This is a genomic window from Teichococcus wenyumeiae, from assembly GCF_003696345.1.
In the GTDB taxonomy this organism is placed as follows: domain Bacteria; phylum Pseudomonadota; class Alphaproteobacteria; order Acetobacterales; family Acetobacteraceae; genus Pseudoroseomonas; species Pseudoroseomonas wenyumeiae.
The window spans coordinates 39,661-61,882 of record NZ_RFLX01000009.1; the positions used below are offsets into that span (position 1 = coordinate 39,661).

The following is a 22,222-nucleotide window of genomic DNA, read 5'->3' on the forward strand; positions in this document are numbered from 1 at the left end:
GCCATGGTGCGACTCTTCGTGGCCCTGCCCATCGACGATGGGCTGCGGGACCAGCTCGCCGACCTCGCCGGCGGCATTCCCGGCGCCCGCTGGGTGCCGCCGGAAAACTACCACCTGACGCTCCGCTTCATCGGCGAGGTGGAGAATGTGCTGGCCGATGAGCTGGACGAGGCGCTGGCCACCATCCGCGCCCGGCCCTTCGACCTGACGCTGCGCGGCGTGGATGTCTTCGAGAAGGCCGGGCGCATCCATTCCCTCTACGCCGGGGTGGAGCGCTGCGAGCGGCTGCTGCATCTGCAGAGCAAGGTGGAAACGGCGCTGCAGCGTGCCGGCCTGCCGCCGGAGCGCAAGAGATTCGCCCCGCACGTGACGCTGGCGCGCACCGACAAGGCGGCGCCGGACAAGCTGATCTCCTTCGTGCAGGCGCATAACCTGTTCCGCGCCCCGCCGCAGCCGATCAGCCATTTCTGCTTGTATTCCTCCCGGCTGGGGAAGGAGCAGGCGCATTACGTGGCCGAGGTGGACTACCGGTTGGAAGGCGCCACGCAATCGGCCGGGGCCTCGGAAGAATAAGGCCGCTTGCGGGCGGCGCGCCGATCCCGCATCAGGGCCGTACCGATGACCCGCCTGCGCCCCTTCCTGCTGCGCCTGATCGTCGCCCTGCTGATCGTGCAGGGCGTGGCGGCGCCGGCGCATTGCCTGGAGCGGCTGGCGCAGGTGCTGTCCGTGCCGCTCTGCGGCGGCGGCACCGCCAGCCTCGGGCATGACGGCGACGCTCCGGCACCGCATCATGGCCAGGATGGCTGCGTTGTCTGCCATGCCCTGCCGCAGGGGCCGGCGCCGCAGGGGCCGCAGCTTTCGGCACCCGGCTCGGTGCCGGTGGCCCTGGCCCTGGCATGGCCGGAAGACCGCTTCCCGGTGCGGGGGCGGCAGGCGCAGCCTTATGCCGCCAGGGCACCGCCGCAGGCCTGAACGCCTCATTCCGTTCAAGCCTGTTCCGTGTCCTGAGATCTGGAGCCACATCCGTGCTCAACCGACGTTTCCTGCTCGCCGCCCTGGGCGCGCTGAGCCTGCCCGCCGCCGCCATGGCCCATAGCTACAAGGCCGGCGAGATCGATATCGGCCATCCCTGGAGCCGCGCCGCCCCCGCTGGCGTCACCGGCGCCGGCTACCTGACCCTGACCAACAAGGGCAGCACCGCCGACCGGCTGGTGGGCGCCCGCGCCGAGATCGCCCGCGCCGTAGAGATCCACAGCAGCGGCATGGAAGGCGGCGTGATGCGCATGCGCCCGGTGGAGGCCATCGAGGTCGCCCCCGGCGCCGAGGTGCAGCTGGCCCCCGGCGGCCTGCACATCATGCTGATCGGCCTGAAGCAGCCGCTGGTGAAGGGCGCGCGCGTGCCGCTGACGCTGGTCTTCGAGAAGGCCGGCGAGGTCGCGGTGGAACTGGCGGTGGAAGCCGCCGGGGCGCGCGGCGGCGACGAGCACCAGCACCAGCACGGCGGCTAAGGCCGCGCTTGAGACGGGGGGCATGGCGGCCTATCTGCCCGCCATGCCCCCCGAAACCCTGGAGGAAGCGGCCGCCGCCGCCCGCGCCTGCACGCGCTGCGGCCCGGCCCTGCCGCTCGGCCCCCGCCCCGTCTTTCGCGTCAGTCCCACCGCCCGGCTGCTGATCATCGGCCAGGCGCCGGGCACCAAGGTGCATGCCAGCGGCATTCCCTGGAACGACCCTTCGGGGGACCGCCTCCGCTCCTGGCTCGAACTGGGGCGAGAGGATTTTTATGACACCAGCCGCATCGCCATCGTGCCGGCGGGGCTCTGCTACCCCGGGCGGATGCCGCGCGGCGGCGATGCGCCGCCCCGGCCGGAATGCGCGCCGCTCTGGCACCCACGGCTGATCAACCCGATGCGGGAGATCCGGCTGCGGCTGCTGGTCGGCACCTATGCCATCCGCTCCGTGCTGGGCCGCCCGGCCGCCGCCGCGCTGGGGCAGACGGTGCAGGGCTTCGCGGAACCGCTGTCGCGCGGGTTGTTTCCCCTGCCGCATCCTTCCTGGCGCACCCGCAGTTGGGCGGCGCAGCGGCCCTGGTTCGAAGCCGAGGTGCTGCCCGCGCTGCGGGATGCCGTCAGGGTGGCGCTGGCGGGCTGAGGGCGCGCACCGCGTCCTCGCAGCGGCGGGCGACCTCCATCCAGCCGGCCTTGTCATCGCTGGTGGCGGAGAAATCCAGCGGCGGGCCGATCCGCAGCCGCAGCGGGCCCGGGCGCGGCCAGCGGCGGCCGGCGGGCCAGGCGGCATGGGCGCCTTCCAGGTAGCAGGGCACCACCGGCACCGCGCCCCCCGCCACCAGCGCGCCGATGCCAGGCAGGAAGCGCCCCATGGCGCCGCTGCGGCTGCGCGTGCCCTCAGGGAAGAGGATGAAGACCAGTTCGTCCTCGGCCAGCCTTTGCCGCAGCCCGTTCAGGTCCTTGGCGCTGGTGCGGCGGCGCCAGACCGGCAGCGCGTTCACCGCCCAGGCCGCGAAGGCCGAGGAACCGACCGAGGTGAAGAAGGTATCCCCCGCCGCCAGCGCGAAGGCGCGGCGGGAGGCCGGGCCGCGCAGCATGGCGGCAAGACTCAGCGCATCCAGGTGGCTGCTGTGGTTGGCGATCAGCACATAAGGCGGCGTGGCGGGCAGGTTCTCCCGCCCCACTACCTCCAGCCGGTGGAAGAGGCGCAGATAGGCCCGCACCCCGCGCCGCCAGGCCCCCTGCATCACCAGCCCGGACAGGCCGACCTCCCGCGCATGGCTGCGCAGGCGGGCGACGGGGGACATCTCGGTGTCACGGGCCGGGCGGAATTGCCATTCCATGCCGCGCCGCCTCAGCCGGTGATGAGGCGCGTGGGCTGCCCCTCGCCAATGCCCACCACGTAGTTGATCAGGTGGAAGACGGCGGGGGCCACCAGCAGCAGGCTGTTGAAGCGGTCCATGATGCCGCCATGGCCCGGCAGCGCTGCCCCCATGTCCTTGATGCCGATGTCGCGCTTGATGGAGGAGAGCATCAGGTCCCCGCACTGCCCCGCCACGCTGACCAGCACGCCCAGGAACAGCAGCAGCGCCGGATGCGCCATGGGCGTGCCGGCGAAGATCAGCGAGCCGAGGTAGGCCACCAGCGCCGTGGTGGTGCAGAGCGCGCCCAGCGCCCCCGCCACGGTCTTGTTGGGGCTGGTGTTGGGTACCAGCTTGCGGCCGCCGAAGAGCCGGGCGCCCAGCAGCTTGCCGAAGGTGAAGGCCGCCACGTCGTTCAGCGCCACCGCCGCCAGCAGCATCAGCACCAGGGGCCGGTAGCCGGGGTCATTGGCCATGTAGCCCAGGTGCCCCAGCCCCACGCCCAGCAGCATGAAGGCGAAGATCGCCAGGGCATTGCGCTGGATGTAGCCAGCCGGCCGGTCCAGCGGGATGGTGGCCACCAGGATCACCACCGTGGTCAGCGGCCAGAGCGCGACAAACAACCGGTACCAGTTGTCCAGCGCCGCGAAGCCGACCGCGACAATGCCCAGCGCCACCACGGCGGTGGTCAGGTATTCCCGGAACAGGCCGGTGGCGCGGGCGAATTCACCGAGGCAGAGCAGCCCCAGCAGCGTCACCGCGCCGATGGTCCAGACGCGGCCCAGCAGCACAGGGCCGAACATCAGCGGCAGCAGCACCAGCCAGGAGCCGTAGCGCAGCCACAGCTCCCGCCGGAAGGCCGGCGTGCCGCGCCCCAGCAGCGTCATGGCGCCGATGGCCAGCGCCGCCAGCAGCAGCACCGCCCCGGTGGCCAGCACAATGCCCTGGGTGACGGGATGCGCGAAGGCGGTGCTCATCGTTTCAGGGCCTTCGCCACATGGGACAACCGCCGCCAGGCGGTGAAAGTCGCCAGCAGCGTGATGGCCACCAGCACCCAGCCCGCCAGCGGCCAGCCCGCCAGCATGCGCCAGGAGACCGGCACCACGCCGCACCAGAGGCCCAGCGCGGTGGCCAGCGCCATGCGCTGCTGCTTGGCCATGGGGCCGGAAAAGTCGCTCGGCGCCCCGGCCGCCTTGCCCACCGTGCGGATATAGGCCGTGGCCATGGCCGCCAGTGCCGCCGCCAGCCCCAGCCCCCAGTTGCCCCCGGCGGCGAAGCCGAGGCCGAGCAGGATGGCGGTGTCGGAGACGCGGTCCGGCACCTCGTTGAACAATTCGCCTAAGGGAGAGGCGATGTTGCGCCCGATGGCCACCATGCCGTCGAAGAGATTGGCCAGCAGCCGCAGCTGCACCAGCGCCGCGCCCAGCAGCCAGAAGATGCGCGCACCATCCGGCCACCACCAGGTGGCGGCGAAGCACAGGCCGGCCAGCAGCCCCGCCAGCATCCCTGCCAGCGAAATGCCGTCCGGCGAGGCACGGCAACGGATCAGCCAGGCGGCGACCCTTCCGGTCAGCGCCAGGTCCCGCGCCGCGATCGGGCGGCGGTCGCCCGCTTCAGGTTTGGTCATCCCTCGCCTTCCAGCCGGGCGATGTCGTCGTCGGAAAAGCCGAAATGGTGGCCGATCTCATGGATCAGCACATTGCGGACGAGGCGGTAGAGGTCCTCCCCCGTCTCGATCCATTCCACCAGGATCGGCTCGCGGTAGAGCAGGATGGTGTCCGGCTCCGCCGGCACGTCCAGCACGGATTTCTGCGTCAGCGGCGTGCCGCGGTACAGGCCGGTGAGTTCCCAGGGATGCTCCAGGCCCAGGGCCTGGAGGGTCTCCTCGTCCGGCAGGTCCTCCACCAGCAGGGCGGTGCCGCGCACCGCTTCCCGCAAGGCGTCCGGGATGGCGGCGAAGGCCGCTTCGGCCATCTCCAGCAGGTCTTCGGCCGAGGGGGGGCGGTGGAATCGCATGGCTGCAGCCTAGCAGGGCGGCAAGGGCGCGCTAGCCCCCCCGCCAGAGGCCGGATTCAGCCGTCGTCCCCCTCGCCGGCGGGGGCAGCGCGCACCGGCAGCGGGGCGGTATCGCCCTGGCGCAGCGCCTTCAGCTCGTCGCGGATATCCATCAGCAGCTTCTCCTCGGCGCTGGGGCCGGAAGGTGCCTTGTTCTCGTGCCGCAGATGCAGCCTCTTCAGCAGATGCAGCAGCCAGAAGATCGCCAATGCCACGATCAGGAACTTGATGATGGCATTGATGAAGACGCCGACCGCCAGCACCGCCGCGCCGGATTGCCGCGTCGCTTCCAGCGAAGGCCCCCGCTCCCCGCTCAGCACGAAGAAGACATTGGAGAAATCGACACCGCCGATCAGCAGGCCGATCAGCGGGTTGATCAGGTCCTGCACCAGCGAGTTGACGATGCCGGTGAAGGCCGCGCCGATCACGATGCCGACCGCGAGGTCGACAACATTGCCGCGCATGATGAAGGCCTTGAACTCGCGCAGCCACGCGGGTTCGTGCAGGGGAATATTCGGTTTCTTCATTGGGATCCTTCCGTTCCTCGTGCGGCCGGGCGGCGAAGCGATGCCACTGGTCAGCCGGGGCGGAGTTCGCCCAGAACGCGGGCGCCGGCCTCACCGGCGCGGGCGCGCCATTCGGCCAGCATGGTCTGGCCAAGCTGCTCCAGCTCGGCCAGCAACCTTGGGGATGGGGCGTGCAGCGTGATGCCATGGCTGGCCAGCACGGCCTGCGCCGCCGGCCGCTCGCTGCTGGCCAGGGCCCAGGCGCGCTCCTCGGCCGCGGCGGCCGCCTGCAGCATCGCCGCGCGGTGCTGCGCCGGCAGCGCCTCCCAGGCGCGGCTTTGCGCGCAAACGGCGTCCTTAGGAAAGGCGATGTCGAGCGGCATGTAGAAGCGGGCGAAGCTCCAGGCCCGCACATCCACGCCGATGGAGGCCGAGGCGAACATGGTGGTGGCCAGCGGCCCGGCGGAGGAAGGCGGCCCTTCCTCCGGCTCGACGCTGGCCGAAAGGGCCCCGGCCAGATTGGCCAGCCGTGCCGCGGTGGGCGTCATGGTGCGCATGCGGGTGCCGCGCAGATCCTCCAGGGCATTCACCGCGAAGCCGCTGAACAGCCCGGGCGGCGGCCAGGGCGCCATGTAGAGCAGGGTGAGCCCTTCCCGCCGCAGCCGCTGCTCGATCAGCGGCCGGGTGACGGCGGCCAGGCGCCGCGCCTCCTCCAGGCTGCGCGCCACAAAGGGCAGCGAATCCAGCTCCAGCATCGGGTCCAGCGCCGCCTCCACCGCCAGCAGCAACTCGCCGAGCTGCACCTGGCCGGTTTGCAGCCCCTGCAGCATCTCGCCGCTGGTCAGCAGGGCGCCGGCGGCATGCAGGCGGATGTCCAGCCCCTCTCCGCCGGCCAGGCGCGCCTCGTCGATGAACTGGCGCAGGTTGCGCGTCTGGCTATTCCCATCCACCCAGGGCGTCGCGGCCTGCCATCGTGCCTGTGCCCGGGCGGGAAGTGCCGCGCCAAGCCAGATAGCGGTGCCAGCCGTCACGATCCCGCGGCGAGTGGCTGCCATTGTGCGCCCCTCTCGTCAAAATCCATCCTCTTCGCAACGCAGCAGGGGAGCGAAAGGATACCTCAGCCGGCGGAGGAGACGTAATTTCGCAACTCGTTTGTCTCCAGCTCGGCCTCGGCGATGCGGGCCTTCACCAGGTCGCCAATGGAGACCATGCCGACGAGCTTGCCATCCTCCAACACCGGCAGGTGGCGCACGCGGCGGTCGGTCACCAGCGCCAGGGCCTCGATGACCAGGGTGCGCGGGGTGACGGTATGCAGCACCTGCGTCATCAGCGCCGTGGCCGGCTGCGATGCCACGGAGCCGGCCGAGGCCGCCATGGCGCGCACGATGTCGCGCTCGCTGACGATGCCCAGCACCTCATCATTCGCATCGCGCACCAGCACGGCACCGATGCGGTGCCGCGACAGGGTCTGCGCGATCTCAGCCGCGGTGTCACCGGGGCGGACGGCGATGACCTCGCTGCCCTTGCCCCGCAGGATGTTCGCGATGACCATCATGCTCTCCCTTTCGGCGCGCTGTCCCGGAGCGGTTTGCCCGCCGTATGTTCTTTCTTGGCAGCGGGAACGATGGCGAGGGGCGGCGCTTTACGTCCAGCGAAAACCGCGGCGCGCGCGGCTTCGTGCGCACCGGCTTCAGGCGAGCAGTTGCCGGGCCTCGGCGCTGGCGCGCTGGATGGAGAGAACGAAGACCTGGCGGTCCCGCCGTGCCAGCCCATCCAGGTCCGCGCCGGTGAGGAATGCGAGAACCCCGGCGCCGCCGCCGCCCGGCAGGGCCGAGGTCAGGCCCATCAGCGCGCCCTCGGCATCCACCACCGGGCCGCCGGAATAGCCCATCAGCGCCGGCATCCGGGCGGTGAAGCCGCGGCCGAAGCCCGGCATCTCGGCATCCGGCGCCTCCACCACGCCCTGCGCCACCGCGCTGCCGAGGCCGGGCGCGCCGGCGGCCCAGACGGCTTCGCCGCTGCGCGGGGCATCGGTGGCGCGGGGCGGCGCCTGCAGGAAGCCGGCCGGCACCCGCAGCACCGCCAGGTCCATGCGGCGGCTGCGGCGGATGGCCTCGGCGCGGATCTCGGCACCGTCCAGGCCACGGCGCAGCACCACCTCGCAGCCCGCCGGCAGCACATGGGCGCAGGTCAGCACATGGCGGTCGTCGAAGGCCACGGCGGCGCCACGCGTCATGCCATCGGCATAGACGGAGGCGAAGCCGGTGGCGCTGACCTGGGCAACCGGGGTGCCACTGGCGTCCAGCACGGGCATGCGGCCGCAGGCGCCCAGGCCCATCGCCGCCGCCACGCCACCCATCCCCCGCAGGAATGCCCGCCGTCCCGCCATCCCGCTCTCGTCCTCCGTCTTTCCAGCCCAAATCGTTAACAAAACGCTCATATCTCAACCTGTCGTTGAGTTACACCCGCTATAATCCTCCAATTGCTCAGTTTTTCGTGTGCGGGCCTCATGCTGCGCGGCAAACATGAGCAGATAGTGAATCCGGTGCCGCCATGACGGCGGCGGGGGTGCCCTGGCCAAGGCACCGGCGATGCCTATGATCCGCGACATCGTCCCTACCCGAGGATCGCCGCCGTGCCGTCTTTCCGCGTCTTCCTGTTCCTGTCCGGCCTTTGCCTCGCCACCATGCCGGCGCTGGCGCAGGCACCGGGCAATCTGCCATCCGCCCAGGGCACGCCGGGCTCCACCGGGGATGCAGGATGCGATGAGGCCGTGGCGGCCTGGCGCGCCTGCATCGCCGCCTCCCCCAAGGCAGCGGCGGACAAGGCGCAGGCGAATACCGAGGTGGACAAGTTCGTGCGCGATGTTTTCGACGCGCGCGGGCCGGCGCGGAACTCCCTCGCCTCCTCCTGCCCCCGCACGGCGGAGGGCTACCGCGCCATGCTGCAGAACGGCACCTGCGCCGCCAACCTGACCGGGGCGCGGGACGACCAGATCTCCCGCGACCAGGGCGGCCGGCAGCCGGTGCGCATCCGCTAGGTCACAGCATTTCCAGCGACTGCTTGCGGCTGGGGGGCGCGAAGGCGGAATCCAGTTCCAGCAGGTCCTCCGGCGTCAGCACCATCATGCGGGCGCCCAGGTTCTCCCGCAGGTGCTTCTCATCGGCCGCCTTGGGGATGCTGACCACGTTCGGGTTCCGCAGCGTCCAGGCCAGGGCCACCTGCGCCGGCGTGGCGCCCTGGCGCCTAGCCACGCGCGCCAGCACCGGGTGGCGCAGCAGCGCGCCGCCCTGCCCCAGCGGCGAATAGGCCATCACCGGCATCATCTGGTTCTGGCAGAAGGCCAGCAGGTCGAATTCCACGCCGCGCGCTTCCAGGTTGTAGAGCACCTGGTTGGCGGCGCAGGTGTTGAGGTAGGGGCCAAGCTCCCGCAGGTCCGCGACATCGAGGTTGGAGACGCCCCAGTGGCGGATCTTGCCCTGCTTCTTCAGCGCCTCCATCGCCTCCGCCGTTTCCTGCAGCGGCACATTGCCGCGCCAGTGCAGCAGGTAGAGGTCCAGCACATCGGTCTTCAGCCGCCGCAGGCTGCGCTCGCAGGCCTCGGGCAGCCGGGTGCGGGAGGCGTTCTGCGGATAGGCCTTGCTGACCAGGAAGACCTCGTCGCGCCGGCCCGCGATGGCCTCGGCCACCACCTCCTCCGAGCCGCCGTCGCCATACATCTCCGCCGTGTCGATCAGCGTCAGCCCCAGGTCCAGGCCAAGGCGCAGCGTGGTGGCCTCCGCCTTGCGGTCGGCGCCGCGCTCGCCCAGGCGCCAGGTGCCCTGGCCCAGGGTGGGAATGGGGGTGCCGTCGGCCAGCGTGATGCTGTGCATGGTATCCTCCTCTGCTGCACCCTATCTTGGAGAGCATGGGCCTCCTCGCTACCGCCACTCCCTCGGTTTTCCTCCGCACGCTGCCGCTGGCGGCGCCGCTGCTGGCCGGGCTGGCCCTGCCGCAGCCGGCGCGGGCGGCCGATACCTACGGCCCCTGGCTGCTGACCTGCACCACCGACAGCATGACCGACCGGCAGCACTGCCGCATGACGCATGAGACTCCGGTGGAGCCTGCCACCGCCGGTCAGTCCGCCATGGCGCTGGAGATCGTGGCACGGGACGGCATGCTGGTGCCCGCCGTCACGGCGCGCGACCTGGGGCTGGAGAATGCCGGGCGCGGGCTGCTGGCCTTCACCGGCGTGGCGCAGATCCGCTTCCCGCCGCATCCGATGATGGAGATGCCCTGCCGGCTGCGGGGCCGCTCCGTGGTCTGTACCCCGAAGCCCGAGGATCTGGCCCGCGCCGCCGCCGAACTGGCGCGGGCCGAGCGCGTGCTGGTGCGGCTGACCGGCCTCGGCAGCGGCGGCAGCGAGGCGGAGCCGAAGGCGCTGCGGCTGGCCGATACCGGGGAGGCGCTGGCCGCCCTGCGGGCCAGGCTGCCGCAGGGCCCGGCGGAGCCGGAGGCCGATTCAGGCTTCGACCTGCGCGACCTGTTCCAGCGCCTGCAGCAGTTCTTCTTCCCGCAATAGTTTTCAGGCGTTCAGCCCGCCATCGACGGTGATGCCGGCGCCGTTGATCTGCCGGCCGCCCGGCCCGGCCAGGAAGACCACAGCCGCCGCGATATCCTCCGGCTGCCCGTAATGGCCGACGGAGACCAGTTGCCGCTGCCCCTCCGCCTGCGGCCCGTCGGCGGGGTTCATGTCGGTATCGGTCGGGCCGGGATGGACGATGTTCACCGTGATGCCGCGCGGCCCCAGCTCCCGCGACAGGCCCTTGGTCAGCGAGATCAGCGCCGACTTGCTCATGGAATAGACGGTGATGCCGGGCATGGCCACACGCTCCGCCAGGCAACTGCCGATATTCACGATGCGCCCGCCCTGCCCCAGATGCGGAATGGCGGCCTGCGAGGCCAGCACCACGGAGCGGATGTTCACGTCGATGATGGCATCGATATCCTCCAGCCGCATCGTCTCCAGCGGGCCGCCGCGCGCGATGCCGGCATTGTTCACCAGGATATCCAGCCCGCCCAGCGCGCCCACCGCTTCCTCCACCGAGCGGCGGATAGCGGCGGGGTCGGCGCTGTCGGCCTGGATGGCGGTGCCGCGGCGGCCCAGCGCCTCGATGCCGCGCACCACCTCCGCCGCGCGGTCGGGGGAGGCCGAATAGGTGATGGCAACATCGGCGCCGGCCTTGGCCAGCGCCAGGGCGATGGCGGCGCCGATGCCCCTGCTGGCGCCGGTCACCAGGGCACGCTTGCCGGTCAGGTCACTCATGGGTCGGAACTTTCTGTGTTGATCGACACATATATACCGCCGTGCTTGCCCTGGCCCTGTCAACCCAATTATATGTCGATCAGCACAGAAATGAGGGATGTCATGAGCGCGCGTGGACGCCCCCGCGGCTTCGACCGCGATGCCGCGCTGGATGCCGCGACCCTGCTCTTCTGGCTCCAGGGCTATGCCGCCACTTCCATGGCCGAGCTGTGCCAGGCGATGGGCATCGCCTCCCCCAGCCTTTACGCCGCCTTCGGCAGCAAGGAGGCGCTCTATGCCGAGGCCATCGCGCGCTATGCCGAAACCTATGGCCCGCTGATCTGGGGTCCGCTGGAAGCCGGCGAGTCGGCGCGGGCCGGGGTGGAAGGACTGCTGATGGCCTCCGCCGCCCTGCTGCCGGCGGGGGAGCGGCCGGGCGGCTGCATGATCACCCTGTCCCTGGGCGGCGACTGCCAGCCCGAGCTGCGCGCCCTGCTGCGCCAGGGGCGCGAGAAGGGTTTGCGGCGCATTGAGGCGCGGCTGGAGCGGGGCCGCGAGGCCGGAGACCTGCCGCCGGGCGCCGATATCCCCGCCATGGCCCGCTTCTACCTGGGGGTGCAGCAGGGCATGTCCGTGCAGGCGCGGGACGGCGCCAGCCGGGAGGAGTTGGAACAGATCGCCCGCAACGCCCTGCGAGCCTGGGATACACTGGCGGGCTGAACGCCTTGTCGCTGGCGGCCGTCGCGCCATTCACCGGCAGTCGGCCTACTCGACATGACCAAGGGCCAAGGTCATGGTGGATCCGCAACAAAGGAGCTCTTGCATGCTGATCCGCACAGGGCTGGTCCTGGCACTGGCGATGGTTGTCCTGACCGGATGCGGCGCCGGATGGCCACAACTGACGCAGGGGCCGAGCCTCTATACCGAACCGCGCTATGGCGGCGGCCTGCATGTCGATCCCGACAGTGCCGCCATGCGGAAGGCCGACGGCTGGCGCTAGCGCCGCAGCCAGTCCCGCAGCCGTCCCGGCGCCTCGGCCATCGCCGCTTCCGCCCCGCAATAGGAGAAGCGCAGGAAGCGCCCGCCCCTTGCCGGGTCGAAATCCACGCCCGGCGTGGCGGCAATGCCGGCCTCGGCCAGCATGCGGGCGGCGAAGCCGACGCTGTCATTGGTCAGGTGGCCGATATCGGCCCAGAGGTAGAAGGCGCCGTCGGCCTCGGCCAGCTTGTCGAAGCCCGCTTCCGGCAGGCCGCGCAGCAGCAGGGCGCGGTTGCGGGCATAGACGGCCTTGTTGGCCTCCAGTTCCTCGGCGCAGCCGAAGGCCGCCTCCGCCGCCACCTGGGCGATATGCGGGGCCGAGATGAACATGTTCTGCGCCAGGCATTCCACCGGGCGCACCAGGTCCTCCGGCAGCACCATCCAGCCGATGCGCCAGCCGGTCATGGAGAAATACTTGGAAAAGCTGTTCACCACGATGGCGCTGTCGCTGCAGCCGGCGGCGGTGCTTTCCTCCATGCCGTAGGACAGGCCGTGGTAGATCTCGTCCGAGACCAGCCGCACGCCGTTGCGCTCGCACCAATCGGCGATGGCGGCCAGTTCGTCCCGCGACAGCATGGTGCCGGCGGGGTTGCAGGGGGAGGCGACGATCAGCCCGGCCGGGCGCGGGTCTAGAGCCTCCAGCATCGCGACGGTAGGCTGGAAGCGGGTGGAGGCATCGCAGGGCAGCACCTGCGGCACCATGCCCAACGCGGTCAGGATATTGGCATAGGGCGGGTAGAAGGGCGCGGCCATGGCCACGCGGTCGCCCACGTCGAAGGCGGCCAGGAAGGCCAGCGGAAAGGCGCCCGAGGCCCCGACCGTCACCGCCACGCGGGAGGGCGGTACCGCCACCCCGTATTTCTCGCGGTAATGGCCGGCGATGCGTTCGCGCAGCGGCCGCAGGCCGAAGGCCTCCGTATAGCCCAGCGGCGCGCCGCCCTGCAGCGCGCGGATGGCGGCCTCGGCGGCGCCGCGCGGCGCGCCGGTGGAAGGCTGGCCCACCTCCATCCGCAGCACGCCGGGGGCACCGGGCGGCAGCGCCGCTTCCCGCGCATTGGCGGCGGCAATCACGTCCATCACCAGGAAGGGCGGCGCCTCGGCCCCCTTCCCCACCTTCAGCGCCATGTTACTGCAGGCCGCCGACGGCCAGGCCGGCGCCGCGCGTATCGGTCGCGGCCACGCACTGGCGGGCATCGCCCGGCAGGTAGCGGTCGCAGGCGATGGCATTGCCGCGCCCGGGCTCTGGCACCTCGGCCACCGCCTGGGCCACCGGCGTGCGGTTCACCAGCTGCCGCACCGCCGGCAGGGCGGTGGCCAGCGGCGCCGCCGCCTGGCCGGAGGACGCGCCGGCATAGCGGAAGGCGGAGAGGTTGCGGCTGTGCACCATCACGGCCGAGAGCAGCGGCGGCTCCACCTGGCCCACGCCGGGGGCGGCGGCCAGGAAGAAGCCCATGCCCGGCACCACGCGGCCGGTGCCGAAGAGGTTGTTCATGCTGAAGGCACAGGACACGGCGCCGCCTTCCCGGTCCAGCACCACCAGGGAGGAGGAAGCCGGCAGCAGCCCGAAGCTCTCGCCCCCGGCCGGCGGATTGGCCAGCAGCGCGGCGGGGTCGCCGCCGTTGCGGCGCAGCGTGGCGGCGGCGGAAAGGCCGCTGGCCTCGCCGGCGGCGGGCGCCTGCCCGGCGGCCACGGCCTGTGCCGCCACCGCGGCCGCGAGCCCGCCGTCATTGGGCAGGAAGGAGAGCGTGTCGGAGACCAGCGTCACCTGCAGCGGCGGCACCACCTGCGCCACCGCCGGGCGCAGCGCCTCCACCGTCAGGGCACCGCCGACGCGGGGGGAGAGTTCCTCCAGCCGCCGCGCCTGGGCGCCCTGGTAGAGGTCGCCCACGCCGGAAACGCGCAGCGCCGCCAGGGTGGCGCCGAGGTCGGGCTGGGACAGCGTCTCGCCTTCCGTCAGCGGCTGGCCGCCGGGGCCGGTGAAGATGGCGCGCGCGGTGGGGTCGGCCAGCAGCGGCCCCGCCACGGCGGCGAGGTCGGTGGCCAGGGCGCGGGAGGTCAGGGCGCCGAAGCGGGCCAGTTGCTCAGCGGGGACGATCAATTCCTCGAAAGGCCGGCGCGGCTTGCGAGTATGCAGGGCGAAAAGGCCGCGCGCCATCATCGGCACCGCCGCCGGCCGGTCGCCGCTGGCATGGCCGGGATTGGCGGCGGGGAAGAGCACCGCCTCCGTGCTGTTGCGGGCGCGGTCATAGACCAGGCAGGCGCCGCCGCCGCCGAGGCCGGCGCGGGAGGGCAGCGTGACCGACATGGCGAAAGCCGCCGCCACCGCCGCATCCACCGCCGTGCCGCCGGCCGAGAGCACGTCCCGCCCCACCAGCGCCGCGCGGGGCTCATCCGCCACCACATAGCCCAGGAAGCCGGTAACATAGCCCGGCTGGCCGGCCGGCGTGCTGTTGCCGCCGCCGACGACGCTGCTGACCGTGCTGCAGCCGGCCAGGGTGGCGGCCAGCCCCATCAGGGCCAGGGCGCGGGGCATGGAACGGGCGGGCGCTCGGTCGCGAGTGCGGGTCATGCGGGGAACTTCACTCCGGTCAGCCGTGGTGCGAGCGGGCGTTCTCCGCCCCGGGCTCGCTGCGGGCCATAGACTCCTTCGCCGGGGGCGGCAACCGGATGTTGCCCGGGCACCCCCTTCGCGCCCTGTGATTTGCCAGCCGCCCCTGCCGCCCGCAGACTGGCACCGCCTTGCCGGAGACTGCCATCTTGCCCCTACCCCGCCTCGCCGCCCTCGCCCTGCTGGGGCTTTCCCCCCTGCCGCTGGCTGCGCGCGCCGAGCCTGCCCTGAGCCCGCAGCAGCGGCAGGAAGTGATCGAGGTGCTGCGCCAGGCCCTAAAGAGCGACCCTTCCATCCTGCGCGAGGCCATCGCCGCCATGCAGCAGGCGCAGCAGCAGGACCGCGCCAGCGCCCAGCGCGAGGCCATCGCCGCCCAGGCCGATGCCCTGCTGCGCAACCCGGCGGACCCCGTGAAGGGCAACCCGCAGGGTGACGTGACGCTGGTGGAATTCTTCGATGCCCGCTGCGGCTACTGCAAGCTGCTGCACCCCACCATGGACCAGCTGCTGAAGGCCGACCCCGGCATCCGCGTGGTGCTGAAGGACTTGCCGATCCTGGGCCCGGCCAGCGTCACCGCCAGCAAGGCGCTGCTGGCGGCGCAGAAGCAGGGCAAGTACCTGCCCTTCCAGGATGCGCTGATGCGCCTGCGCGGCGAACCCACCGAGGCCACGCTGAAGACCGAGGCGGAGCGCGCCGGCCTCGACTGGGCCCGCATCAAGCGGGACATGGACGACCCCGAGATCGCGCGCCGCCTGGCCGGCAACCTGGCCCTGGCGCAGGCCCTGTCCATTGAGGGCACGCCGGCGATCGTGGTGGGCGACCGTCTGGTGCCGGGCGCCGTGGACCTCGAAACCCTGAAGCAGCTGGTGGCCGAGGCCCGGCAGCAGCCGCGCTCCGGCGGCTGAGCCACCGCGGGGCGCCGGATTGCCGTGTCGGCCACCGCGTATCACACTATCCGCACCCGCATCGCTTGGAGAGAAGATTTGGGCGTGGGACGCCAGCCAGCGCGACGCAGGGAGGCCGCCAGCAGTGTCTGAGGCGCCGATCGCCCGGCCTGGCTTTCCGCATTTCCCGGTGCGCCTGCCGATGCCGGACCTGCGGCCCTGGCGGGCGGGCAACCAGCTTCCCGGCGTCTGGAGCTTCCCGGGCCCCGCGCCCGGCCCGCATGTGGCCCTGGCCTGCCTGGTGCATGGCAACGAGATCGCGGGCGCGCTGCTGCTGGCGCGCTGGCTGCGCGAGGGGCTGAGGCCCCTGCGCGGCACGCTGACCTTCATCTTCGCCAATCTGGCCGCCTTCGACCGCTTCGACCCCGCCGACCCCACCCTCAGCCGCTTCGTGGACGAGGACATGAACCGCGTCTGGGACGAGCGCGTGCTGCATGGCAGCCGGCAGAGCGAGGAAATCGCCCGCGCCCGCATGCTGCGCCCGCTGCTGGACGAGGTGGACGTGCTGCTGGACCTGCACAGCATGCTCTGGCCTTCCGACCCGCTGATCATCACCGGCAGCGCGCCGCAGGCGCGGGCGCTGGGGCCGAAGCTCGGCACGCCGTCGCTGGCGGTGGCCGACCAGGGCCACAGCACCGGCCGCCGCATGATCGACTCCGCCGCCTTCACCGCCCCCGGCAGCCGCCGCACCGCCCTGCTGGTGGAAGGCGGCGCGCATTGGGAGCCGGCGACGCTGGAAACCCTGGAAGCCTGCGCCACCGCCCTGCTGCGCGAATACGGGCTGCTGCCCCCCGCACCCAGGTCCACCCCCACCGGCCGGCTGGCGGAGGTGACGCGCACGGTGGTGGCCGGCACGCATGGCTTCGCCTTCGTGCAGGACTTCCGCGGCGGCACCATCATCCCCCGCCGCAACACCTTGCTGGCGCTGGATGGGGAGCAGGAGATCCGCACCCCGCATGACGACTGCCTGCTGGTGATGCCCAGCCCCCGCACCCTGCGCGGCCATACCGCCGTGCGGCTGGCCCGCTTTGTTTGAAGCTTGGCCATTCAGCCCTTGCATGGCCGTCATGTTTCTTGCTGAGGTCCAGCCTGGATTCTTCTGAGGAGCGGCGTTGATGGCTGTTGCGAATTTCCGGTTGAAGGCGGCCCTGCTGACGGGTTCCGCCATGCTTGGCCTGGCCATGGCGCAGCCGGCGGCGGCCCAGAAGGTCACCATCGCCATCGGTGGCTCGGTGACCTCGCTGGACCCGCATTTCTACAATGCCTCCCCCAACCACAGCGCCGCCGCGCATTTCTTCGAGCGGCTGACCGAGTTCGACAGCAACGCCAAGATGCAGCCCGCGCTGGCCGAATCCTGGAAGGCCATCGCGCCCGATGTCTGGGAATTCAAGCTGCGCCCGGGCGTGAAGTGGCATGACGGCCGCGACTTCACCGCCGAGGATGTCGCCTTCACCATCAAGCGCGCGCCCGATGTGCCCAACAGCCCCGGCGGCTTCGGCGCCTTCGTGCGCGGCGTGAAGAGCGTGGAGATCGTCGATCCGCTGACCATCCGCTTCCACACGCCCGGCCCCTACCCGCTGCTGCCGGTGGATTTCGCCTCGCTCTTCGTCGTCTCCCGCCACGCGGGGGAGAATGCCGCCACCGAGGATTACAACAGCGGCAAGGCGGTGATCGGCACCGGCCCCTACCGCTTCTCCTCCTACACGCCGGGCAACCGCGTGCAGATGACGCGCAACGACAGCTACTGGGCCGGCAAGCCGGACTGGGCGGAGGTGGACTTCCGCATCATCTCCAACCCCGGCGCGCGCACGGCGGCGATCATGTCGGGCGACGTGGATATCATCGACACCGTCCCCTCCTCCGACATCCCCAAGCTGCGGCAGAACCCGAAGGTCGAGGTGACCTCGATCCAGGGCCTGCGCCTCATCTACCTGGCGCCGGACCGCTCGCGCGACGAGAACCCGGTCTTTGTCACGGACAACGATGGCAAGCCGCTGGCGAGGAATCCCTTCAACGACCTCCGTGTCCGCCGCGCGCTCTCCATGGCCATCAGCCGCGAGGGCCTGGCCGAGCGCGTGATGGAGGATACCGCCAAGCCGGCCGGCCAGTGGCTGCCGCCGGGCACCTATTCCTACAACCCGGACATCAAGCCGCTGGTGCAGGATATCGACGGCGCCAAGAAGCTGCTGGCCGAGGCCGGCTTCCCGCAGGGCTTCAAGCTCACCCTGCACACGCCGAACGACCGCTACCCCAATGATGCCAAGACCGCCCAGGCCGTGGCGCAGATGTGGACGCGGGCGGGCGTGCAGACCACCGTCGAGGCCCTGCCCTGGAGCACCTATTCCGTCCGCTCCAACCGGCAGGAATTCGGCGTCCGGCTGATGGGCTGGGGCAGCCTGACGGGCGAGGCCTCCTATGCCCTGGTGAACATCATGGGCACCTACAGCCAGGAAACCCGCTTCGGCGCCAATAACTCCGGCCGCTATTCCAACGCGGAGCTGGACGCGCTGACGCTCAAGGCCACTGGCACGCTGGATGACGAGGAGCGCGAGAAGCTGCTGCAGCAGGCGGTGAAGGTGGCGATGGACGATGTCGCCATCATTCCGCTGCACCAGCTGGTGAATACCTGGGCGGTGCGGAAGGGCCTGCAGCACAGCCCGCGCATGGACGAGCGCACCCGCGCCATCGACCTGAAGCCGGCCAAGGGCTGAGCCTGAAGGCCGGGGCGGGCGCTTGGCCCGCCCCGGCCGCGGCTTTATCGGCCGCCCCGCCTTGCGGAAAATTTATCTTTCTTGCAGAGCTTCCTCAGAAATGATCCCGAGGGAGCCACCATGCCCATGACCCCGCCAAGCTTGAAGACAGCCTTGCTGCTGGGCGCCGCCAGCTTCGGCCTGGCCGCCGCGCAGCCCGCGCTGGCGCAGGACCTGACCATCGCCATCGGCGGCTCGGTGACCTCGCTGGACCCGCATTTCTACAATGCCTCGCCCAACAACGGCCTCGGCACGCATTTCTTCGACCGGCTGACCGAGCTGGATGCCAATGCGCAGATCAAGCCGATGCTGGCCGAATCCTGGAAGGTGATCGAGCCGACCCTCTGGGAATTCAAGCTGCGCCCGGGCGTGAAGTGGCATGACGGCCGCGACTTCACCGCCGAGGACGTTGCCTTCACCATCCAGCGCGCCCCCAATGTGCCGAACAGCCCCGGCGGCTTCGGCGCCTTCGTGCGCGGCGTGAAGCGGGTCGAGATCGTGGACCCGCTGACCATCCGCTTCCACACCGCCGAACCCTATCCGATGCTGCCGACCGATTTCGCGCAGGTTCTGGTGATCTCCCGCCACGCCGGCGAGGGCGCGACCACCGAGGATTACAACAGTGGCAAGGCCGTCATCGGCACCGGCCCCTACAAGTTCAGCGCCTATACCCCCGGCAGCCGCACCCGCCTGGTGCGCAACGACGCCTACTGGGGCGGCAGGCCGGACTGGGCCAATGTCGATTACCGCGTCATCTCCTCCGCCCCCGCCCGCACAGCGGCGATCCTGTCGGGCGACGTGGACGTGATCGACACCGTCCCCTCCTCCGACATTCCGAAGCTGGAGAAGGACGGCAAGGTCCAGCTCTCCTCCATCCAGGGCCTGCGGCTGATCTACGCCTCCTTCGACCGCAGCCGCACCGACAACCCCGTCTTTGTCACCGACAACGACGGCAAGCCGCTGGCCACCAATCCCTTCAACGACCTGCGGGTGCGCCGCGCGCTCTCCGTCGCCATCAACCGCGAGGCCCTGGCCGAGCGCGTGATGGAGAACACCGCCAAGCCGGCGGGCCAGTGGCTGCCGCCCGGCGCCTATTCCTACAACCCGGAGGTGAAGCCCCTGGCGCAGGATATTGACGGTGCCAAGAAGCTGTTGGCCGAGGCCGGCTTCCCGCAGGGCTTCAAGATGACCCTGCACACGCCGAACGACCGCTACCCCAACGACGCCAAGACCGCCCAGGCCGTGGCGCAGATGTGGACGCGCGTCGGCGTGCAGACCACCGTCGAGGCCCTGCCCTGGTCCGCCTATTCCATGCGCGCCAACCGGCAGGAATTCGGCATGCGCATCACCGGCTGGAGCAGCTCCAGCGGCGAGGCTTCCTCCGCCCTGGTGAACATCATCGGCACCTACAATCCCGAGAAGCGCTTCGGCGCCAGCAATGGCTCGCGCTATTCCAACCCGGAGCTGGACGCGCTGACCACGAAGGCCGGCTCCACCATGGATGACGCCGAGCGCGAGAAGCTGCTGCAGCAGGCGGTGAAGATGGCGATCGACGACGTAGCGCTGGTGCCGCTGCACCAGTTAGTGAATACCTGGGCGGTGCGGAAGGGCCTGCAGCACAGCCCGCGCATGGACGAGCGTACCCGCGCCATGGACCTGAAGCCCGCCAAGGGCTGAGGCCACATGCCGGGCGGGCGCATGGCCCGCCCGGCATCATCCCTTCAGGCCGGCTCGCCCGGCACCGGCGTGAAGCCGAGGCTGGCGACGAAATCACTGATCTCGGCGATGACGCGGTCCAGCATCGCCGCATCCGTGCCCTTGGCCACCAAAGCGACGCCGCCGCCATTCTCCCGGTAATAGGGATAGGAGCCGATATCGACCTCCGGATGGCGCGCCTGGATGGCGCCCAGGCCCTCGGCGATGCGGCCTTCCTGCATCCCCCAGGCATGCACCGCGCGGCTCTGCACCGGCACGCCGCCGCGCAGGCCGGGCGCCAGTTCCTCGAACATCGCCTGCATGATGCGCGGCACGCCCGCCATCACATGCACATTGCCGATGATGAAGCCGGGCGCGATGGAAACCGGATTGCGGATCAGCGCCGCGCCGCGCGGCATGGTCGCCATGCGCTGGCGGGCGGCATTGAATTCGGCCGGCGGCTCGCGGCTGGCGTAATGCGCCGCCATCAGCGCCCAGGCTTCCGGATGCGGCTCCCACGGCACGCCGAAGGCCTGGGCGATGCATTCGGCGGTGATGTCGTCATGCGTCGGGCCGATGCCGCCGGTGGTGAAGACATAGGTGTATTTCGCCCGCACCTCGTTCACGGTGGAGACGATGACCTCCGGCACATCCGGGATCACCCGCGCCTCGCGCAGCGGGATGCCGATCTCGCCCAGGCGGGTGGCGATGAACTTCAGGTTGGCATCCTGCGTGCGGCCGGACAGAACTTCGTTGCCGATGATCAGCAGGCAGGCGGTGGGATTCGTCATGGTGCTTCCTTGGGCGGCGGCGGCACGGCCATCCGCGCCCGCGTCGCCTCGTCCAGGATGGCGCGGATCTCGGCCATCAGGGGATGCGCTGCGGTCTGCTTGCGGCCGTAGTCGAGGTTGAAAGCGTAATCGAAGCCCGCAGGGTTGCGGCCCTGCGTGTGCTGCAACAGCGTCTCCAGCTTGTCGAAGCCCTTGGCCAGCACCGCTTCCGGCGTGGCGGCGGCCTCGTATTCCTCCCACAGCGCCAGGATCTCGGCACGGCGGGCCTCGGGCAGCGGGCGGCAAAGCTCCTCCAGGTCCGCGCGCTCCCGCGCCGCCTTGCCGCCGCCGGGGGTCTGCACGATGGCCGGGATGTCGCCGCTCAGCGCCTCGCCCAGGTCATGCACGATGCAGATGCGCAGCAGCTTGCCGAGGTCGATGCCCTCCAGCCCATCGGCGAAGAGCATGGCCATCAGGCAGAGGCGCCAGGTGTGCTCGGCGGTGCTTTCCACCCGGCCGCGCGAGGTATGGGCGCTGCGCTCCACATCCTTCAGCGCCTCGGCGGCGCGCAGGAAATCCAGCGCGCCCAGGATCTCTTCCGTCTTCATGCTGCCCTGGCCCCCACGTTGGGGCCAGGAGCCTAGAGGAAGTCCCGCAGCATGGCGACCAGCGGCTTGTCCGCCGGCGGCATGGCATAATCCGACAGCTTGTTGGGCCGCACCCAGGCCAGTTGCTGCCCCTCCGTCGCCGTCAGCGTGCCCTGCCAGCGGCGGCAGAGATACAGCGGCATCAACAGCTGGAAGCGCCCGGCGTCATGGCTGGCGAAGGTGAAGGGGGCGAGGCAGGCGGCTGAGACATCGATCGCCAGCTCCTCCTTCAGCTCGCGGATCAGCGCTTCTTCCACCGTCTCTCCCGGCTCGACCTTGCCGCCGGGGAATTCCCAGAGCCCGGCCATCGGCTTGCCTTCGGGGCGGCGGGCCAGCAGCACGCGGCCGTCGATATCCACCAGCGCGCAGGCCGCCACCAGCAGCAGCGGCTTGCCCTCCGCCGCCGGTGCAGCATCAGCGGCGGCAATCGGCGCGGGCCGCGGTTCCGGCTCGGTGAAGGGGCCGGCGATCTCTTCCCGCCCGCCCTCGAACAGCCGCACCGGCAGCCGGCCGCCGCGCGCCAGGAAATGCGCTTCCCCGGTGCCGGATTCCTTCAGGCCAACCCGGCGCAGCACGCCGGCCGAGCGGTCGTTCTCGTCCAGCACGCTGGCGACGATGCGGTCGATGTCGAGATTGGCCAGGCCCCAGCGCGCCAGCCGCCCGGCGGCCTCGGCGGCGACGCCATGGCCCCAGTAGCGGCGGCCGACCCAGTAGCCCAGCTCGGCATGGCGGGTCTCGGCCTGGCGCATCAGGCCGACGCAGCCGACCAGCACCTCCTTGTCCCCCTCCTGGCCCACGATGGCCAGGTGCCAGGCCTCCCCCGCCGCGCGTTGGCGATGGGTGGATTCGATCCATTCATCCGCCAGTTCTCGCGGATAGGGAAAAGGCACGCGGGACAGCCAGCGCACCACATCCCAATCATTGATCAGGCGGTGCAGCTCGGCAGCGTCAGCGGGGCCAAGCGGGCGCAGAGTCAGCCGCTCGGTGCGAAGGGGAGCAAAGTCGGACTGGGTCATCAAGACAGCCTAGGCGACCCCGCGACGGCCGAAGCCGCCGCGG

The 22,222-nt window shown here is 71.0% G+C and carries 27 protein-coding genes; 12 read left to right on the plus strand and 15 right to left on the minus strand.

What is annotated here, in order from left to right:
- Nucleotides 1-3 precede the first annotated feature (3 nt).
- From thpR to EBE87_RS13525, 4 genes are read left to right on the plus strand one after another with little or no spacing between them, the layout of a single operon-like run.
- A complete protein-coding gene (gene thpR, locus EBE87_RS13510; RefSeq protein ID WP_120640450.1) occupies nt 4-573 on the plus strand; it encodes an RNA 2',3'-cyclic phosphodiesterase in 570 nt (189 codons plus the stop codon).
- A gap of 45 nt (nt 574-618) precedes the next feature.
- Nucleotides 619-972, plus strand: coding sequence for a hypothetical protein (locus EBE87_RS13515; protein WP_120640451.1), 354 nt, complete (start codon nt 619-621; stop codon nt 970-972).
- Between the two features lie 53 nt (nt 973-1,025).
- The gene (locus tag EBE87_RS13520; protein ID WP_233553412.1) at nt 1,026-1,508 is read left to right on the plus strand and encodes a copper chaperone PCu(A)C; all 483 of its coding nucleotides are present in this window, start codon (nt 1,026-1,028) and stop codon (nt 1,506-1,508) included.
- Nucleotides 1,509-1,530: 22 nt separating this feature from the next.
- Entirely contained in the window at nt 1,531-2,148 is a 618-nt protein-coding gene (locus tag EBE87_RS13525; RefSeq protein WP_233553413.1) for a uracil-DNA glycosylase family protein, read from the plus strand.
- On the opposite strand, the gene EBE87_RS13530 is transcribed toward EBE87_RS13525, so the two are convergent.
- The 8 genes from EBE87_RS13530 to EBE87_RS13565 all read right to left on the minus strand — a co-directional run bounded on the left by EBE87_RS13530 (nt 2,126) and on the right by EBE87_RS13565 (nt 7,867).
- Nucleotides 2,126-2,848, minus strand: coding sequence for a lysophospholipid acyltransferase family protein (locus tag EBE87_RS13530; protein ID WP_122140036.1), 723 nt, complete (start codon nt 2,846-2,848; stop codon nt 2,126-2,128). The two genes, EBE87_RS13525 and EBE87_RS13530, sit on opposite strands and share 23 nt — an antisense overlap.
- A gap of 11 nt (nt 2,849-2,859) precedes the next feature.
- Nucleotides 2,860-3,843 carry a phosphatidate cytidylyltransferase gene (locus EBE87_RS13535; RefSeq protein ID WP_120641104.1) on the minus strand — a complete coding sequence of 328 codons (984 nt, stop codon included), beginning with the start codon at nt 3,841-3,843 and terminating at the stop codon, nt 2,860-2,862.
- Complete coding sequence (locus tag EBE87_RS13540; RefSeq protein ID WP_120641103.1) at nt 3,840-4,493, minus strand: CDP-alcohol phosphatidyltransferase family protein; 654 nt, start codon at nt 4,491-4,493, stop codon at nt 3,840-3,842. Before EBE87_RS13540 ends, EBE87_RS13535 begins: the two co-directional genes overlap by 4 nt.
- Nucleotides 4,490-4,882: a metallopeptidase family protein gene (locus EBE87_RS13545; protein ID WP_120641102.1), complete on the minus strand. Its 393-nt coding sequence runs from the start codon at nt 4,880-4,882 to the stop codon at nt 4,490-4,492. The genes EBE87_RS13540 and EBE87_RS13545 overlap by 4 nt, the downstream gene beginning before the upstream one ends.
- 56 nt (nt 4,883-4,938) lie before the next feature.
- Nucleotides 4,939-5,448, minus strand: coding sequence for a large conductance mechanosensitive channel protein MscL (gene mscL, locus EBE87_RS13550; protein WP_120641101.1), 510 nt, complete (start codon nt 5,446-5,448; stop codon nt 4,939-4,941).
- A gap of 50 nt (nt 5,449-5,498) precedes the next feature.
- Nucleotides 5,499-6,482, minus strand: a complete 984-nt coding sequence (gene dctP / locus EBE87_RS13555) for a TRAP transporter substrate-binding protein DctP (protein WP_122140037.1) — start codon at nt 6,480-6,482, stop codon at nt 5,499-5,501.
- 62 nt (nt 6,483-6,544) lie between these two features.
- Complete coding sequence (locus EBE87_RS13560) at nt 6,545-6,982, minus strand: CBS domain-containing protein (RefSeq protein WP_233553565.1); 438 nt, start codon at nt 6,980-6,982, stop codon at nt 6,545-6,547.
- A 135-nt stretch (nt 6,983-7,117) separates the two neighbouring features.
- Nucleotides 7,118-7,867, minus strand: a complete 750-nt coding sequence (locus tag EBE87_RS13565) for a S1 family peptidase (RefSeq protein ID WP_122140038.1) — start codon at nt 7,865-7,867, stop codon at nt 7,118-7,120.
- A gap of 195 nt (nt 7,868-8,062) precedes the next feature.
- Here EBE87_RS13565 and EBE87_RS13570 point away from each other — a divergent pair, with 195 nt between their 5' ends.
- Entirely contained in the window at nt 8,063-8,467 is a 405-nt protein-coding gene (locus EBE87_RS13570) for a hypothetical protein (RefSeq protein WP_120640846.1), read from the plus strand.
- 1 nt (nt 8,468) lies between these two features.
- On the opposite strand, the gene EBE87_RS13575 is transcribed toward EBE87_RS13570, so the two are convergent.
- Nucleotides 8,469-9,299, minus strand: coding sequence for an aldo/keto reductase (locus tag EBE87_RS13575; RefSeq protein WP_120640845.1), 831 nt, complete (start codon nt 9,297-9,299; stop codon nt 8,469-8,471).
- 35 nt (nt 9,300-9,334) lie between these two features.
- Between EBE87_RS13575 and EBE87_RS13580 the strand changes: the two genes are divergently transcribed.
- Nucleotides 9,335-9,988, plus strand: a complete 654-nt coding sequence (locus tag EBE87_RS13580) for a hypothetical protein (protein WP_120640844.1) — start codon at nt 9,335-9,337, stop codon at nt 9,986-9,988.
- 3 nt (nt 9,989-9,991) lie between these two features.
- On the opposite strand, the gene EBE87_RS13585 is transcribed toward EBE87_RS13580, so the two are convergent.
- Entirely contained in the window at nt 9,992-10,732 is a 741-nt protein-coding gene (locus EBE87_RS13585; protein WP_120640843.1) for an SDR family oxidoreductase, read from the minus strand.
- Between the two features lie 102 nt (nt 10,733-10,834).
- Here EBE87_RS13585 and EBE87_RS13590 point away from each other — a divergent pair, with 102 nt between their 5' ends.
- Together EBE87_RS13590 and EBE87_RS29000 are read left to right on the plus strand one after the other, a co-directional pair.
- The gene (locus EBE87_RS13590) at nt 10,835-11,431 is read left to right on the plus strand and encodes a TetR/AcrR family transcriptional regulator (RefSeq protein WP_120640842.1); all 597 of its coding nucleotides are present in this window, start codon (nt 10,835-10,837) and stop codon (nt 11,429-11,431) included.
- A 103-nt stretch (nt 11,432-11,534) separates the two neighbouring features.
- On the plus strand, nt 11,535-11,711 hold the full coding sequence (locus EBE87_RS29000; RefSeq protein ID WP_158601053.1) for a hypothetical protein: 177 nt from the start codon (nt 11,535-11,537) through the stop codon (nt 11,709-11,711).
- Here the strand turns inward: EBE87_RS29000 and EBE87_RS13595 are convergent.
- Nucleotides 11,708-12,874 carry a pyridoxal phosphate-dependent aminotransferase gene (locus EBE87_RS13595; RefSeq protein WP_120640841.1) on the minus strand — a complete coding sequence of 389 codons (1,167 nt, stop codon included), beginning with the start codon at nt 12,872-12,874 and terminating at the stop codon, nt 11,708-11,710. The two genes, EBE87_RS29000 and EBE87_RS13595, sit on opposite strands and share 4 nt — an antisense overlap.
- A 1-nt stretch (nt 12,875) precedes the next feature.
- Nucleotides 12,876-14,318 carry a gamma-glutamyltransferase gene (locus EBE87_RS13600; RefSeq protein ID WP_122140039.1) on the minus strand — a complete coding sequence of 481 codons (1,443 nt, stop codon included), beginning with the start codon at nt 14,316-14,318 and terminating at the stop codon, nt 12,876-12,878.
- 188 nt (nt 14,319-14,506) lie between these two features.
- On the opposite strand from EBE87_RS13600, the gene EBE87_RS13605 reads away from it, so the two are divergent.
- The 4 genes from EBE87_RS13605 (at nt 14,507) to EBE87_RS13620 (ending at nt 19,728) form a co-directional block, all read left to right on the plus strand.
- The gene (locus EBE87_RS13605) at nt 14,507-15,262 is read left to right on the plus strand and encodes a DsbA family protein (protein WP_120640461.1); all 756 of its coding nucleotides are present in this window, start codon (nt 14,507-14,509) and stop codon (nt 15,260-15,262) included.
- Between the two features lie 124 nt (nt 15,263-15,386).
- Nucleotides 15,387-16,337: a M14 family metallopeptidase gene (locus tag EBE87_RS13610; RefSeq protein ID WP_233553414.1), complete on the plus strand. Its 951-nt coding sequence runs from the start codon at nt 15,387-15,389 to the stop codon at nt 16,335-16,337.
- 79 nt (nt 16,338-16,416) lie between these two features.
- Complete coding sequence (locus EBE87_RS13615) at nt 16,417-18,012, plus strand: ABC transporter substrate-binding protein (RefSeq protein ID WP_120640458.1); 1,596 nt, start codon at nt 16,417-16,419, stop codon at nt 18,010-18,012.
- Between the two features lie 126 nt (nt 18,013-18,138).
- On the plus strand, nt 18,139-19,728 hold the full coding sequence (locus EBE87_RS13620; RefSeq protein ID WP_120640459.1) for an ABC transporter substrate-binding protein: 1,590 nt from the start codon (nt 18,139-18,141) through the stop codon (nt 19,726-19,728).
- Between the two features lie 44 nt (nt 19,729-19,772).
- Here EBE87_RS13620 and EBE87_RS13625 read toward each other — a convergent pair whose 3' ends face one another.
- The 3 genes from EBE87_RS13625 to EBE87_RS13635 are packed head-to-tail and all read right to left on the minus strand — an operon-like array spanning nt 19,773 to nt 22,179.
- Nucleotides 19,773-20,537, minus strand: a complete 765-nt coding sequence (locus tag EBE87_RS13625; RefSeq protein ID WP_120640457.1) for a competence/damage-inducible protein A — start codon at nt 20,535-20,537, stop codon at nt 19,773-19,775.
- Entirely contained in the window at nt 20,534-21,124 is a 591-nt protein-coding gene (locus EBE87_RS13630; protein ID WP_120640456.1) for an HD domain-containing protein, read from the minus strand. The genes EBE87_RS13625 and EBE87_RS13630 overlap by 4 nt, the downstream gene beginning before the upstream one ends.
- Nucleotides 21,125-21,156: 32 nt before the next feature.
- Complete coding sequence (locus tag EBE87_RS13635) at nt 21,157-22,179, minus strand: bifunctional GNAT family N-acetyltransferase/(deoxy)nucleoside triphosphate pyrophosphohydrolase (RefSeq protein WP_120640455.1); 1,023 nt, start codon at nt 22,177-22,179, stop codon at nt 21,157-21,159.
- Nucleotides 22,180-22,222 lie beyond the last annotated feature (43 nt).